This window comes from Rahnella laticis (genome assembly GCF_015644585.1).
In the GTDB taxonomy this organism is placed as follows: domain Bacteria; phylum Pseudomonadota; class Gammaproteobacteria; order Enterobacterales; family Enterobacteriaceae; genus Rahnella; species Rahnella laticis.
The window spans coordinates 102,316-117,515 of the sequence record NZ_JADOBI010000003.1 but is presented as its reverse complement, the minus strand read 5'-3'; the positions used below and the strand labels follow the sequence as shown (position 1 = coordinate 117,515).

The window sequence follows — 15,200 nt, the reverse complement described above, 5'->3', positions numbered from 1 at the left end:
CGGTCATGAGAAACCACGAGGAATTGTGACCGTTTGCAAAACTGTTGCTGTCTTGTTGCAACGCAAATGACGATTTAATGCCGTTCCCGCCACAGATCCAAACTTTAACATTTCATCTTTTCTCAGCTTTTCGTGACAACTATCACATGACGGCGGTGGCAAAAAATGCACACAGCCGCGTTTGAGGCACTGCGCATTCCACAACCACTGGGCTGCGTATCCTGTTTGACATCGGGAAAGAGGAATCACCACATGCTGCCAGTAGAGCGACATCGTTTTATTACCGAGATTCTCACCCAGCGCGGACGCATTCTGGTGCAGGAAGTGGCGCAGCTATGCCGTATCTCGCTGGAAACGGCACGACGGGATCTGGCGCTGCTGGAAAAGCGCGGCGTGCTGTTACGCAGCCACGGCGGCGCGGTCTTTACGGAACATTCGGCGGGCGAAAAAACCTATGTGCCGTCGCAGATTGAACAGGGCGAATCGTTTCGCGACCGCAGTAATCAGTCGCCTGACAGCAAAACGCGCATCGCCAAACGCGCATTGCAGTTGATTAATCCGGGGGACTGTCTGCTGCTCGACAGCAGTTCGACCAGCTGGTATCTGGCGCGCCAGTTGCCCGATATTCAGCTGGTGGTGCTGACCAACTCAGTGCAGATCATCCAGACGCTGTCGGTGAAAGCCAATGTGCGCACCATCGGTTTGGGCGGTGAATATTCGGCGAAATATGAAGATTTTGTCGGCGTGCTGGCCGAGCAAATGCTGAAAGAGTTCGTCATCAACAAATTGTTTTTCTCCTGTCACGGTATCAGCCACGAAGGTGGGATCCGTGAAAGCAACGAGCATCACGCGCGGCTGAAACAGCAAATGCTGCTTTCCTCCGAGCACAAAATTTTGCTGGCTGACTCCAGCAAATTCGGCCGCCGCTCTTTTGCGCGGATCTGCCACTACCGGGAAATCGACACACTGATAACAGACCATCTGGAGGATGAGGAATTCCGCCAGGAACTGGCCTGGAGCAACGTTAACGTGATTGAAGTTTCTCCGTCACCCCTACAGAAAAAAACTAAAAACAACCGCAACGGCCCGTTTGCTGCGGTAAATAACTGACCTCCCAGGAGAGTAAACATGATCAAGAAATCCGTTCTTGCCTGCCTGTTCGCCACAGCCATGTTGTCCCTGTCAGCACACGCCGCTGACAAAATTCGCATGGGCGTGGTGGTGAAAGTCGGCGGTAACGCCTGGTTCAACGCGATGGAAGCCGGGATCAAAAGCGAAGCGGCGAAACGCGGGATCGACGCATGGCAGGTCGGCCCGACCAGTGCCGATCCGGCATTGCAGGTGCGTGCAATTGAAGATCTGATCGCCCAGAAAGTGGATGTGATCGGCGTGGTACCCAACGACGCCCGCGTGCTGGAGCCGGTGCTGAAACGCGCACACGACGCCGGGATCAAAGTCATCGTGCATGAATCGCCGGATCAGAAATACGCCGACTGGGATTTCGAAATGGTCGACGCCACGCAGCACGGCATTAACCACATGATCGCTCTCGCACAATGTATGAAAGAAAAAGGCGATTACGCGGTGTACGTCGGCAGCCTGACCGTGCCTCTGCATCAGAAATGGGCTGACGCGGCCATCAATTATCAGAAAGAACATTATCCGAACATGCATCTGGTCGGTGACAAATTTGGTGTCGGCGAATCGCTTGATGACAGCATCCGAACTACCAACGACCTGATGTCTAAAGACGCCAACCTGAAAGGCATTCTGGCGATCGGTTCACAAGGCCCCATCGGCGCAGGCCGTGCGGTGCTTAACCGCGGCAAAACCGATGATGTCTGCGTCTTCGGGCCATTCAGTCCGGGACAGGGCGCAAGCCTGGTGAAAGCCGGTGCCATCAAAGGCGGCTTTATCTGGAACCCGATGGTGGCCGGGGAAGTGTTCGTGCGCATCGCCGAGAAGCTGGAAAAAGGCGAAAAAATCACTGACGGCATGACCATCGAAGGCATGGGTAAAGTGAAAGTTGATGAAGCCACGCGCACCATTCTGGGCAACGAAACCGAAAGTCTGGATAAAGCGAACCTGCCGAAACTGGTCAAAATGGGGCTGTAATCATGGCAATCTCCGAGATCATTCAAACAGACAACACGCCGCTGATTGATGTACAGAATCTGTCGGTGACCTTTGGCGGACAGCGCGCGCTTAACGACATTTCCCTGCGGCTGATGCCGGGGGAAGTTCACTGCCTGGCGGGCACCAACGGCTGCGGTAAAAGTACGTTGATCAAAGTGATCTCGGGGGTTTATCAGCCGGATAACGGTTGCCGGATCACGCTGGGTTCTGCCACGCAGGGGCTTCAGACGTTCAGCAAACTCAGCCCGGATCAGGCGCGGCAGTTTGGCGTTCAGGTGATCTATCAGGATCTGTCGCTGTTTCCGAACCTGAGCGTGTTTGAAAACATCGCGTTCGACCACAACCTGCAAGGGCTGATGGGCTGGTATCGCCCGTCACGCCTGCGCGACACCGCGCAGCGCATCCTGACTGAACTCAATTACACCTTAGATCTCGACAGCAAAGTGTCGGCGCTGCCGATTGCCCAGCGCCAGCAGGTGGCAATTTGTCGCGCGCTGGTCGCCGATGCGCGGTTAGTCATTATGGATGAACCGACCGCCTCGCTGACCCGCACCGAAGTGAATCAGCTGCTGCGTACCGTGCATTACCTGAAAAACAAAGGCATCAGCGTGGTCTTCGTCAGCCATCGTCTCGACGAAGTGCTGGAGATTTCCGACAGCGTCACGGTCATTCGTGACGGCAAAAAAGTCGGCACCTTCCCGGCCTCTGAAGTCAGCAGCGAACGCCTGACCGAGCTGATGACCGGCCTCAGACTCGATTACCGCCTGAAAGCCGCCAACATGAATGACGAACGCATCATGCTGGAAGCCGACAAACTCACCCGCGAAGGCCAGTACCACGACGTCAGTTTCAAACTGCACGCCGGCGAAGTGCTCGGCCTGTGCGGCCTGCTCGGTTCCGGACGCACCGAACTGGCGCTAAGCCTGTTTGGTATGACCAAACCGGACAGCGGCAAAATCTACCTCGACAGCAAACCGGTGCGTTTTCGCAGCCACGAAGACGCGATCAAATCCGGCATCGGCTATGTCTCTGAAGACAGGCTGACGCTGGGACTGATCCAGCAGCAATCGGTCGGCGACAACACCGTGCTGGCGATCATGGATCAGCTGCGCAGCCGTTTTCATCTGATCGACGAATACCGCAAAAACAAGATCATCCAGCAGTGGATCGAAAAACTCGGCGTCAAAGTCGCGAACCCGGATCAGGCGATTTCCACGCTGTCCGGCGGCAATCAGCAAAAAATCGTGCTGGCGAAATGGGTGCTGACGCAGCCGAAAATTCTGATCCTCGATTCACCGACCGTCGGCGTGGACGTCGGTGCGAAAGCCAGTATTTACCAGTTGGTGCATCAGCTGGCGGAAGAGGGCATTTCGATCCTGCTGATTTCCGACGAAGTGCCGGAAGTGTATTTCAACTGCGACCGCGTACTGCATTTCTCCGAAGGTACGGTGAAGGGCGAATATCTTCCGGGCGCGATTACTCAGCAACAGCTTGCGGAGGCGGTCAATGCTTAAGCTCAGCCGGTTACGCCCGTCCAGCAACGAAGGTTATTTAGCCTGGGTTTTGCTGGTGGTTATCGTCACGTTTTCCCTGCTCACCAATCAGTTTCTGACGCTTCAGAACCTGCTCGATCTGACCGAAAGCTACGCCGTCAGCGGCGTTTTTGCCCTCGGCTTATTTGTGGTGCTGGTCACCGGCGGCATTGATATTTCCTTCGCGGCGGTCGCTTCCGTCGTGCAGTACCTCATCGCCACGCTGGCCATTCATTATGGCCTGAGCAGCCCGACCGGCAGCATTTTACTGGCGATCGCGATCGGCACCGTCCTCGGGATGATCAACGCCATCCTGATCTACTGCCTGCGCATTGTCTCGATCATCGTCACCATCAGCATGCAGTCACTTCTGTTCGGCATGCTGATGTGGCTGACCAACGGCACCAGCCTCTACGACCTGCCGGACTGGCTGACCACGCCGATCCGCGTCCTGCCGTTCAGCGTCGGCGAGCAGCATTACCAGATTGGCTTGCCGGTTGTCGTGATGCTGGCGGTGGCAGCGCTGAGCTGGATTTTACTCAACAAAACGCATCTGGGCCGTCAGCTGTTTGCGGTCGGTGGTGATCAGGAATCCGCGCGCCGCATTGGCATCCGCGTTGGTCTGCTGCACCTGTTTGCGTACGGCTATCTCGGCGCGATGGCGGCGATTGGCGGGCTGGTTCAGGTCTACCGCGTCGGCGAAGTGGTGCCGAATGCGCTGGTCGGCGGCGAGCTGGATGTTCTGGCTGCTGCGGTGCTCGGCGGCGCCAGCCTTAACGGCGGCAAAGGCAGCGTGGTCGGCACACTGATGGGCGTGTTCCTGATTGGCGTGCTGAAAAACGGCCTCAACCTGGTCGGCGTCTCCAGCTACTTCATGAATATCGTCATCGGCGTGGTGATTGTCGCGGCCATCACCGTCACCCATTACAAGAAACGCAAAGAAACCGAAGTCGGCTTCGCCTGAGGAAAACCGCTATGTTCGCGAAAAGCAGAAATGTGAATCTTAAAGACCGGCCACGGCTGAAAATAGCTTCCCTGAAAATAGACAGCACCACACTGGGATTATCGCTGTTGCTGCTGGTGGTCATTATCGGTTTCAGCCTGGCGATGCCGGGGCGATTCTTCAGTGACGCCACCTTTATGAGCGTCGCGTTTCAGCTGCCGGAACTCGGTTTGCTGACGCTGGCTATGTTTATCCCGATCCTCAGCGGCGGCCTGAATCTGTGCATTATCGCCACCGCTAACCTGACCAGCCTGCTGATGGCGTGGGTGTTTCTGACCTGGCTGCCGCCCGATGCCAGCATGGCGATGCAGGCGGTCTGGCTGACGGTGGCGCTGGTTGGCTCAATGATTCTGGCGCTGGTCATCGGCATGCTGACCGGTGCGCTGGTGGCCTATGTCGGGGCGCATCCGATTCTGGTCACGCTCGCCACCATGACGATGGTGAACGGCGTCGGTATCTATCTTTCACGCGGCGCGGCCATCAGCGGCATGCCCGACATCGTGCGCTTTATCGGCGCGGAAACGCTGCTCGGCGTGCCGGTTCCGCTGATTATCTTCCTGCTGACGGCGGTATTCATCGCGGTGTTCCTCGAACGCACGCGCCTTGGCAAATACATCTACATGAGCGGCAGCAACATCAACGCCACCCATTTCAGCGGCGTCAACACGCACCGTGTCCTCATCGCCATTTACGTGATTTCCAGCATGTTATGCGTGATTGCCGGGCTGGTGATGATGGCGCGCTTCAACTCGGCGCGTATGGGCTACGGCGATTCTTACCTGCTGCTGACCGTACTGGCGATCATTTTAGGCGGCACCGACCCGAACGGCGGATTCGGCAAAGTAGCGGGCGTGGTGCTCTCGCTGATTGTCCTCCAGGTAATTTCTACCGGCCTGAATCTGTTGAACGTCAGCCCGCATTTCAGCCTGGCGATGTGGGGCGCGGTACTGATTGTGGTGCTGGCGCTGAAATTCTTCCGTGCCCGTTTCCTGCAAAAACGCGCAGGACGCATGAGCGCCGCCAAAGCGCGGGCTGCACAACCTTAACCCTTATTTTAAAGCTTATTTTCATAGCCTCTGACCTTAGGAAAACATCATGGAATACAAAATTTCTCCGTCGCTGATGTGCATGAGCCTGATAGACATCAGACAGCAACTGGAGGTGCTGAACCGCCGCGCTGACATGCTGCACATCGACATCATGGACGGCCATTACGTCAAAAACATCACGCTGTCGCCGTTCTTCATCGAACAGATCCGCCCGCATACGCCGCTGGTTCTGGACGTGCATATGATGGTGGAAAATCCGTCCGACTTTATCGAACCGATAGCCAGAGCCGGTGCTGATTTTATTTGCCCGCACGCCGAAACCATCAACCGCGACGCGTTCCGCATCATCAACCAGATCCGTTCTCTGGGTAAAAAGGTCGGCGTGGTACTCAACCCTGCGACGCCGGTGGAATACATCCAGCACTACATTCATCTGCTGGACAAAATTACCGTCATGACTGTCGATCCGGGCTACGCCGGGCAGCCGTTCATCCCGGAAATGCTGGGGAAAATTGCCCAGCTGCGCGATCTCAAACAGCAAAAAGGCTACCGCTATCTGATCGAAATCGACGGATCCTGCAACCTGCGGACGTATCAGGATCTGATGTCTGCGGGCGCGGAAGTGTTGATCGTCGGCAGTTCCGGCCTGTTCACGCTCGACAGCGATCTGGATATTGCCTGGGACAAAATGCTCGATCAGATGCGTCAGGCGCGTCACGCAGCCTGAGGGCAGGAGAGCCGTATGCCGCATTTTCTTGGAGTGGACGTCGGGGGCACCAATACCCGTTTAATGCTGATGGACAGCCAGCAAAATTTTCGCGGCTACCACAAAACCCCGACGCAAAGTTGGGCAGGGCAAAGTGATCCGCTGAGCGGGCTGGAAGCACTGATCCGCGGGTATCTGGATGCGCAGGATCCGCATCATCAGGTGGCACAGGTGATGCTCGGTTTGCCGGGGATCTTATCCCGCGACCGGCAAACCGTGTTATCGCTGCCGTTTATTTCCGCGCTGGATAATCAGCCGGTCGCGGAGCAGCTTGCGCAGCGGCTGCATCTGCCGGTGACGATGGATAAAGACGTTAACCATCTGATGTGGTGGGATTTACTTCAGCACGACGCGCTGCCGGACGTCGCCGTCGGCCTGTATCTGGGCACCGGTCTGGGCAACAGTTTGTGGATTAACGGCGATTTTTATCATGGTGCACATGGCGGTGCGGGCGAGCTAGGGCACATTCCGCTGGCAGGCAATCCGCTGTTGTGTCCCTGCGGCAAAACCGGGTGCGTCGAAACGCTGACGTCCGGCAACTGGCTGACCGGCTGGGCGCGGCAGCACGCACCGCAAACGCCGTTCGCCGAACTGTTTGTGCATCATGCAGAACATGTGGATTTAACCGAATTTGTCGCGCGTCTGGCGCGGACGATCGCCAGTGAAATGAACATTCTGGACCCGGAATATCTGGTGCTCGGCGGCGGTGTGCTGGCGATGGAGAATTTCCCGCTGGCGCAGCTTGAACAGCAGTTGCGCAGCCATCTGCGCAGCCCGTATCCGGCGAACGGACTGAAGATCCACTTCAGCGCCGTCACCGATGAGACCGGCTGCCGCGGCGCCTGTCTGGCCGCACAACGCGTTTTTCAGTCGCAGTCACGACCGTTTTCTTTCAGGAGAGAGGCATGAAAAAAGGCAAGGTATGCGTATTTGGTTCTTTCAACCTCGACATCGTCGCTGGCATGGCGCGTTTCCCCAAACCGGGAGAATCCCTGATTGCGCGCAACAGCATGATGGGCGCGGGCGGAAAGGGCGCGAACCAGGCGGTTGCCGCACTGCGCGCCGGTGCACGGGTGCATTACATCGGGAAAGTCGGGCGCGATGATTTCGGCATGTTCGCCCGCCGCCACCTCGACAACGCCGGTTTCGACGCCGTCACGCTGTTTTCCACCAGCGAATGCCCGACCGGCAACGCGCTGATTTACGTCGCCGGTGCGGACGCAGAAAACATGATAGCGGTCGATCCGGGCGCGAACCTGACGGTCACCGACGAAGAAGTCGAACAATGCCGCCCGGCGGTAGCCGCTGCCGATATCCTGCTGACGCAGCTGGAAAATAATCTTCCGGCTATCGAAAAGCTGATCAACATCGCCAGGGAAAACGGGACGTACATTATCCTCAACCCCGCGCCGTTCCAGCCGGTTTCCGACCACCTGCTGGCGCAGGTCGATTTGCTCACGCCCAACGCCACCGAATGCACATTACTGACCGGCATTGAGGTTCACGATATTCCATCCGCAAAGCGCGCTGCCCACGCGCTGCACGCTAAAGGCATTCAGGCACTGATCGTCACGCTCGGCACGCAGGGCGCACTGCTTTCCGTGAATGGCGAAACGCAGATCATCGCCGCCTGCCCGGCCACACCGGTCGATACCACCGGCGCAGGCGATGCCTTCAACGGCGCATTAGCCTCACAACTCGCCGCCGGTTCCACGCTTTCCGAAGCCGCGCAATTTGCCTCCGCGTACGCGTCAGTTTGTGTGGAAAGAGCAGGGGCTGCGGCATCAATGCCGACCTATGAAGAAGCACGGGAAAGGATGGGTGTTGGTGTGGTTTGATATTTCACTGAATGATCAGTCCGCACAAACCTCAATTTTCGAATTCGCCTTTAATACCCCACCCCAGCCCTCCCCTTCGCAGGGGAGGGAGCAGACGTCATTCCTGCGAGACGCCTTCCAATTATCAAAGTAACTTCCTGTAAATCCATACAGTCTGTTTCATTGGCAAAATCATCGGAATATAGTCACCTCGCTGCGGCAAAATCCGTAGCCGGAATTAGCGTTCTGATCACATCTCTTGGCGGCATATGTAATAATGCTGTTCGCTCTGACTCACCCCAAATTATGGTGGCTCAGGCGGGGGCTTCTTAGGAAGCGCCGGTTTTCCGAGAGTGCCGGTAACGCTAACCCTGTCTGAGCTGCCACCCGATATTAGCGTTTCGAGTGGCCGAAATTAAATTCACTCTCGAGGTTTTAAAATGACAACAACCGAAACCCAATACCCTGAAAACTCCATCACCGCTTTTCGCACTTTGATCTCCGATATGGATCTCAGCAACTTCACCGAACCCCAGCTTTATGATCTTGGCGCTGTCGCCTCTGAATCTGCCGAAGGCCTTTGCCACGGTTTGCTGTGTCTGAGCGAAGGTCTGGAAAGCGGCGAGCTTTTGCCGCCTGAAGGTGTGGCGCAGGTGAGCGCGTACATCAAAGCCACGGCGCATGTTTTGCCTGCTTTGTTTGAGTTGTCGGAAAAAGCCGGGAACGCGCTGGCGAGGTGTGAAGTTCAGGGTTAACGATTTTAAGGCCGGCAATACGCCGGTCTTTTCCTCCCATTTGTTCAGTAACATTCGCTCATTTTTCATTCAAATAACCATCACATAACCGCCATGTAACTGACACACATTCCCGACAGGATAGGCACCTTATTTGGCTGACCGGTATCCTGTAATGCGCCGTTTGTTGTTCCCTTATCTTGTTTTGCTGCCGACGCTGATTTTTCTGTTTCTGTTCACCTATTACCCTTTATTCCAGTCAGCGATGGACAGCCTCTTTGACAGCCGTCTGTCGTCGGACGCGCCACCGTTTGCGGGCCTGCAAAACTATCTGCGTCTGGTTCAGGACTCCGTTTTCTGGCGTGCGCTGCTCAATAATCTGGCTTACATCCTGATGACCGTGATCCCCGGTATCGTGCTGGCGCTGTTGCTGGCCGTTGCACTCTGGGAAAACACCTCGCTTAACCGCTGGCTGCGTAGCGCGTTTTTCTTCCCGATGATCATTCCTCTCGTCAGCGCCGCCACCCTATGGCTGTTCATTTTTATGCCCGGCATGGGGCTGCTTGATTACTACCTGGCGAAAATGTTCGGGCCGATGAATAACAACTATCTCGGCATGAGCAACAGCGCGCTGATTGCCCTCAGCGTTATCGGTGTATGGAAATTTGCCGGGTATTACATGCTGTTTTTCCTCGCCGGATTGCAGTCGATTCCCGCTTCAGCCCGTGAAGCGGCGCTGATGGAAGGAGCGTCGCGCCCGCAGGTTTTCTTCTATGTCACGTTGCCGCTGCTGCGCCCGACCATCAGTTTTGTGGTCACGATTGCGCTGATTTACTCGATTACCCAGATTGATCACGTCGCCGTGATGACGCAGGGCGGGCCGAATAACGCTACTACGGTGTTGCTGTATTACATCCAGAGCCTCGCCAACGACACGCACGATTTAGGCAAAGCGTCAGCGGCGACTTTCCTGACGCTGGTGCTGTTGTTTGGTTTTTCGATGCTGAATCTGCGCGTACTGGAAAGAGGGGCTCACTATGAGCGTTGAAACATTGATGACTCAAAAATCGCGCGCCGTGCCGCGATCTTCCGGGCTGCTGCTGCGCGGTGTCCGCCGTTCGACACTGCCGGTTCTGCTGCTCTGCGCCGCGTTTTTATGGATGGCACCTTTCCTGTGGATGCTGTCGTCGGCGTTCAGCGAAAGTAGCTTCGGGCCGGATATGGCGTCGTTGTTGCCCCGTTTCCCGCTGACGCTGCAAAACTTCCGTGATGCCTGGGACAGCGCAGACTGGCTGCGGCTTTACGCCAACACCATTTTCTTCTCGTTCGGCACGTTTCTGGTTCAACTGGTGACGATTACCACCGCCGGTTACGTCTTCGCGTATCACGAATTTCGCGGCAAACAGACGCTGTTCTACCTGCTGCTCATCCAGCTGATGATCATGCCGGTCATCATGATGGTGCCGAACATGATGATCCTCAAACAGCTCGGGCTGCTCAACACATTGACCGGCGTGATGATGCCGTACTTCGCGTCGGCGTTTGGCGTGTTCCTGATGCGTCAGGCGTTTCTCAGTATCCCGCGTGAAATTGAAGAAGCCGCGCTGATGGAAGGCTGCCGCTGGTGGCAGGTGGTATTCCGCGTGCTGATCCCGATGTCATGGCCCGCCATTCTCGCTTTCGCGACCGTCAGCATTACCTATCACTGGAACGAATATCTCTGGCCGCTGATGGTGCTGAACGACCCGGACAAACAGGTGCTCACCGTCGGGCTGGTGTCCTTCGCGATGGGGGCAGAATCGGGCGGCCAGTGGGGATTAATTACTGCCGGAACGCTGATGGTGTGCCTTCCGCTGATGCTAGCGTTCATTGTTTTTCAGAAACAGTTCCTGAAAAGCTTCGGCTTTTCGGGGATTAAATAAAGGAGTCTTCCATGTTTTTAGCTCAGATCTCTGACATGCACTTTCGCAGCCACGGCCGCAAACTGTATGACTTTATCGACGTGAACGGCTGTAACGCCGAAGTGGTCAGCCAGCTGAATGCGCTGGAAGAACAACCGGATGCAGTGGTGATCACCGGCGATATCGTTAACTGCGGTCTGCCGCAGGAATACGAGGTGGCGCGCCGCACGCTGGGCAATCTGCGTTATCCGCTGTTTATTATTCCGGGCAATCACGATGACAAAGCGCAGTTTCTGGAAGCGCTGCATCCGCTGTGCCCGCAGCTCGGAAACGACCCGCAAAACATGCGTTACGCCATCGACGATTTCCCGATGCGTTTGCTGTTTGTGGATTCCAGCCTGGCCGGTGAATCGAAAGGTTTTCTGACGCTGGAAACTCTGGCGTGGCTGGAAGGCCAGCTGGAGCAGGGCGGTGATAAACCGACGGCGGTGTTTATGCACCATCCGCCGGTCAAAGTCGGTTCCGCGCAGATGGACGCGATTTCCTGTGAAAATGGCGACCAGCTGCTGGCGCTGATTGACCGTTTCCCGTCGCTGGTTCGCGTATTCTGCGGCCATACGCATCGCCTGATTTTCACCCAGTACAAACAGGCGATCATCACCACCATTCCCGGCACCGTGCATCAGGTTCCGTACTATCACCACAATCCGGCGCCGTTCTATAACCTCGAACCGGCGGCCTGCGTGATGCACCGTCTGGTGGATAAAACCGGGCTGGTCAGTTATCTGCATCCGTTGTCGCAATATCCGGGGCCGTATCTTTACGACGCGCAAATCAGTTGCCCGGTGGATGATCAATGATGTCTGGCATTCGTCTGGAAAATATTACCAAGCAGTTTGAAGGCAGTACGGCGGTGAATCAGCTTTCGCTGGAGATTGCCGACGGCGAATTTCTGGTGCTGGTCGGGCCGTCGGGATGTGGCAAAAGTACCTTGCTGCGCCTGCTGGCGGGGCTGGAAGATGTCAGCGAGGGCCGTATTTTGCTCGACGGAACTGACATCACCGCGCAGGCACCGCGTGAACGAAATTTCTCGATGATCTTCCAGAACTACGCGCTGTTCCCGCACATGACCGTTGAACAAAACATCACGTTCGGCATGCGGATGCGCAATGAGCCGAAAGATCAGCATCAGGCGCGGGTCGATCGCGTGGCCGGATTATTGCAGCTTGAACCGTTGCTCAAACGCAAGCCGGGCAAATTGTCCGGCGGTCAGCGTCAGCGCGTGGCGATGGCGCGGGCGATAGTGCGCGATCCGAAGTTATTTCTGATGGATGAACCGCTGTCGAACCTCGATGCGCGCCTGCGTACCGAAGTGCGCGATGGGATTATGCAGCTGCATCAGCAACTGAAAACCAGCACCGTTTACGTTACGCACGATCAGATGGAAGCCATGACCATGGCCGACCGGATTGCGGTACTCGATAAAGGCCATCTGCAACAAATCGGCGCGCCGGAAACGCTGTACGCGCACCCGGCCAACCTGTTTGTCGCCGGTTTTATCGGCACGCCGTCGATGAATCTGTTTTTACTACCGTGTGCCGGTGGCGTGCTGAGCGTCGAAAATCAGCCGGTGCATTTGCCGCAAACAGACTACGCGCAGGCGCTCACTGACGTGTATCTGGGCATCAGACCCGAACACATCAGCGACCGCCCGGTGGACGGCGAAAGCCTGCAATTGCAGGCCACACTGACCTATCGCGAACTGCTCGGCGCGGAGTATCTCTGCCACGCCGACACCGCGCTCGGCAAGATCCGTTATGTCCGTAAAAACCAGCTGCGGGAAAATACCGGGGATATTCCACAACCCGGCGACCGCATCACTTTGTATTTCTCTTTGCACGACCTTCATCTTTTTTCAGGCCAAAACCAGCAAAACCTGCACCGGGAGAATTTTTTATGAGCAAACGCATGAATGCCACAATGCGTAAAATAAGTGCGCTGACGCTCGCCATCGGCTTCATTGCCGCAGGCACGGCGTCGGCGAAAGAAAACATCGATTTCATGTTCCCTGCGCCGGTTGACGGTAAGCTGACCATGGAAATGACCCGCGTTATCAAAGAGTTCAACCAGTCACAGAATGATGTCGAAGTGCGCGGGATTTTCACCGGCAACTACGACACCACTAAAGTGAAAGCCGAAGCCGCCGCGAAATCCGGGCAGCCCCCGGCGCTGGTGATCATGTCGGCCAACTTTACGGCGGATCTGGCAATCAAAAATGAAATCCTCCCGATGGACGAACTGTTCAAATTCGGCGACCAGAAAGCGACGCCATTTTTGACGCAAAACTTCTGGCCCGCCATGCGCCAGAACGCCCAGCTGAACGGCGTGACTTACGCCATTCCGTTCCATAACTCGACGCCCATTCTCTATTACAACAAAGACATGTTCGCCAAAGCCGGGATCACCGCGCCACCGAAAGACTGGGACGAACTGCTGGAAGATTCGAAAAAGCTGACCGATTCGGCAAAAGGCCAGTGGGGCATCATGTTGCCATCGACTAACGATGACTACGGCGGCTGGATTTTATCCGCGCTGGTGCGCGCCAACGGCGGCCAGTATTACAACGCGGATTATCCGGGCGAAGTGTATTACGACAAACCGTCCACGCTGGGCGCACTGCACTTCTGGCAGAACCTGGTTTATCGCGACAGAGTGATGCCTTCCGGCGTGCTGAACTCCAAACAAATCAGCGCAGCGTTCTTCTCCGGCAAACTGGGGATGGCGATGCTGAGCACCGGCGCGCTGGGCTTTATGCGTGAAAACACCAAAGATTTCGAGCTGGGCGTGGCGATGATGCCTGCCAAAGTCCGCAACGGCGTGACCATCGGCGGCGCGAGTCTGGTGAGCTTTAAAGGGATTTCCGACGACCAGAAAAAAGCGGCATATCAGTTCCTGCAATATCTGGTCAGCCCGAAAGTGAACGGTGCCTGGAGCCGCTTTACCGGTTATTTTTCACCGCGTATGGCGTCTTATGACACACCGGAAATGAAAGATTATCTGGCGAAAGACCCGCGTGCGGCGATTGCGCTGGAACAGCTGAAATATGCGTATCCGTGGTATTCCACCTACGAAACCGTTGCGGTTCGTCAGGCAATGGAAAACCAGCTGGCAGCGTTGGTGAACGACGAAAAAGTCACCCCGGAAACCGCCGCTGCACAGGCACAGAAAGATGCCGACACCATCATGAAACCGTACGTTGATTCGACGGCGCTGACAGTGCCGAAGTAATTAAAATAAAAAAAAATCAGCCGGATGAACTGTCCGGCTGATTTTGGGATTTCTATTCAATATCAGTCACGCTTTTAATCTTCCACGTATTGCCTTCTTTCACCAGACAATCGACTACGTGCTTTGGATTGATTTTACCGAATGTCATATAGACTTGGGTACAAACGGGATCTGTGATGACTTTGTCTGCTGCAATGTTTTTTAACCAGTCCTGGTCGTCAAAGTCCTGAACTTTAATAAAGTAGTCGACGTCGATTTCATCAGCTTTATAAGCTTTCATCAGCTGTTTATAGGATTCATCAGTGACATATTTTTTTAATTCAGGTTGTACGAGAGGGTTTTTAAGTTCTGCCGCCTCTTTGATATACCATTTATAAAATGAGGTGACGTATTGTCCTGCATCTGAATTCGTAGCATGAGACGCAGGAGAAAATGCGAGCAAAAGCATTAAAATTATGGAGTTATTTTTCATCGGCATTATTTCCGGTAAAGTTGATAGGCAGGAGTTGCTTGCCGATAGTCATTTCCCGGATACATCGTTTTTTGCTTAAAATCCGAATACCAGGTCTGGCCGTCATAGATTGCTGCATGGCCATAAGGATGTCCCGGAATTGGCTGGATCACAACAATATCCCCTTGTTCTGCTGGTGCACCTGATGGCACTTCTATAAACCCAGACTGCCGCAGAGAAAATCCCATATCCAAAGCATTGGCCGGTGTAATGACGACACCTCCAGCCCTGATCGCGTTGGTGACATATCTGGCACAAAGTCCTGTGCTGTGCTGATGCGCATTCTGCCTTGCATGTGTTAACGCAGCATGTTTATTCCACATGGTTAGAATCTTCCTGATAAATGTGTGAGCAAACAAAGTAACGACATCTGAAAAGTTAACATGGGGCATTGAATACAGATTTGTCAGAAGAATAACTTTTCAGACAGATTGCAGCAGATAAGGAAGGGCGTTTGGTGGAT

Annotated in this window: 16 protein-coding genes; 14 read left to right on the top strand and 2 right to left on the bottom strand. The window is 55.2% G+C overall.

Annotated elements, in window-relative coordinates; genetic code table 11:
- Window positions 1–252 precede the first annotated feature (252 nt).
- The 14 genes from IV433_RS06865 to IV433_RS06800 all read left to right on the top strand — a co-directional run bounded on the left by IV433_RS06865 (window position 253) and on the right by IV433_RS06800 (window position 14,226).
- Window positions 253–1,110 carry a DeoR/GlpR family DNA-binding transcription regulator gene (locus IV433_RS06865; RefSeq protein ID WP_101075362.1) on the top strand — a complete coding sequence of 286 codons (858 nt, stop codon included), beginning with the start codon at window positions 253–255 and terminating at the stop codon, window positions 1,108–1,110.
- Window positions 1,111–1,128: 18 nt separating this feature from the next.
- Window positions 1,129–2,115 carry a substrate-binding domain-containing protein gene (locus IV433_RS06860; RefSeq protein ID WP_206738862.1) on the top strand — a complete coding sequence of 329 codons (987 nt, stop codon included), beginning with the start codon at window positions 1,129–1,131 and terminating at the stop codon, window positions 2,113–2,115.
- 2 nt (window positions 2,116–2,117) lie between these two features.
- Window positions 2,118–3,650 (top strand): sugar ABC transporter ATP-binding protein, encoded by a 1,533-nt coding sequence (locus IV433_RS06855; protein ID WP_101075363.1) that lies wholly within the window; start codon window positions 2,118–2,120, stop codon window positions 3,648–3,650.
- Window positions 3,643–4,632 (top strand): ABC transporter permease, encoded by a 990-nt coding sequence (locus tag IV433_RS06850; RefSeq protein ID WP_195813888.1) that lies wholly within the window; start codon window positions 3,643–3,645, stop codon window positions 4,630–4,632. The genes IV433_RS06855 and IV433_RS06850 overlap by 8 nt, the downstream gene beginning before the upstream one ends.
- An 11-nt stretch (window positions 4,633–4,643) precedes the next feature.
- Window positions 4,644–5,717 carry an ABC transporter permease gene (locus IV433_RS06845; RefSeq protein ID WP_195813889.1) on the top strand — a complete coding sequence of 358 codons (1,074 nt, stop codon included), beginning with the start codon at window positions 4,644–4,646 and terminating at the stop codon, window positions 5,715–5,717.
- Between the two features lie 49 nt (window positions 5,718–5,766).
- Entirely contained in the window at window positions 5,767–6,447 is a 681-nt protein-coding gene (alsE, locus tag IV433_RS06840) for a D-allulose 6-phosphate 3-epimerase (protein ID WP_101075366.1), read from the top strand.
- Between the two features lie 15 nt (window positions 6,448–6,462).
- Window positions 6,463–7,395 (top strand): allose kinase, encoded by a 933-nt coding sequence (alsK, locus tag IV433_RS06835; protein WP_195813890.1) that lies wholly within the window; start codon window positions 6,463–6,465, stop codon window positions 7,393–7,395.
- Complete coding sequence (rbsK, locus tag IV433_RS06830) at window positions 7,392–8,324, top strand: ribokinase (protein ID WP_101075368.1); 933 nt, start codon at window positions 7,392–7,394, stop codon at window positions 8,322–8,324. The genes alsK and rbsK overlap by 4 nt, the downstream gene beginning before the upstream one ends.
- 419 nt (window positions 8,325–8,743) lie before the next feature.
- Window positions 8,744–9,058 (top strand): hypothetical protein, encoded by a 315-nt coding sequence (locus IV433_RS06825; RefSeq protein ID WP_195813891.1) that lies wholly within the window; start codon window positions 8,744–8,746, stop codon window positions 9,056–9,058.
- Between the two features lie 154 nt (window positions 9,059–9,212).
- Entirely contained in the window at window positions 9,213–10,085 is an 873-nt protein-coding gene (locus IV433_RS06820) for a carbohydrate ABC transporter permease (protein WP_195813892.1), read from the top strand.
- A complete protein-coding gene (locus tag IV433_RS06815) occupies window positions 10,075–10,959 on the top strand; it encodes a carbohydrate ABC transporter permease (protein ID WP_195813893.1) in 885 nt (294 codons plus the stop codon). The genes IV433_RS06820 and IV433_RS06815 overlap by 11 nt, the downstream gene beginning before the upstream one ends.
- Before the next feature lie 11 nt (window positions 10,960–10,970).
- Window positions 10,971–11,798, top strand: a complete 828-nt coding sequence (locus IV433_RS06810; RefSeq protein ID WP_101075373.1) for a phosphodiesterase — start codon at window positions 10,971–10,973, stop codon at window positions 11,796–11,798.
- Complete coding sequence (locus tag IV433_RS06805; RefSeq protein ID WP_195813984.1) at window positions 11,798–12,898, top strand: ABC transporter ATP-binding protein; 1,101 nt, start codon at window positions 11,798–11,800, stop codon at window positions 12,896–12,898. The genes IV433_RS06810 and IV433_RS06805 overlap by 1 nt, the downstream gene beginning before the upstream one ends.
- 20 nt (window positions 12,899–12,918) lie before the next feature.
- Window positions 12,919–14,226: an ABC transporter substrate-binding protein gene (locus IV433_RS06800; RefSeq protein WP_195813985.1), complete on the top strand. Its 1,308-nt coding sequence runs from the start codon at window positions 12,919–12,921 to the stop codon at window positions 14,224–14,226.
- Between the two features lie 52 nt (window positions 14,227–14,278).
- Here IV433_RS06800 and IV433_RS06795 read toward each other — a convergent pair whose 3' ends face one another.
- Together IV433_RS06795 and IV433_RS06790 are read right to left on the bottom strand one after the other, a co-directional pair.
- Window positions 14,279–14,698: a DUF3828 domain-containing protein gene (locus IV433_RS06795; protein WP_195813894.1), complete on the bottom strand. Its 420-nt coding sequence runs from the start codon at window positions 14,696–14,698 to the stop codon at window positions 14,279–14,281.
- A gap of 5 nt (window positions 14,699–14,703) precedes the next feature.
- Window positions 14,704–15,060 carry a CHAP domain-containing protein gene (locus tag IV433_RS06790; RefSeq protein WP_195813895.1) on the bottom strand — a complete coding sequence of 119 codons (357 nt, stop codon included), beginning with the start codon at window positions 15,058–15,060 and terminating at the stop codon, window positions 14,704–14,706.
- Window positions 15,061–15,200 lie beyond the last annotated feature (140 nt).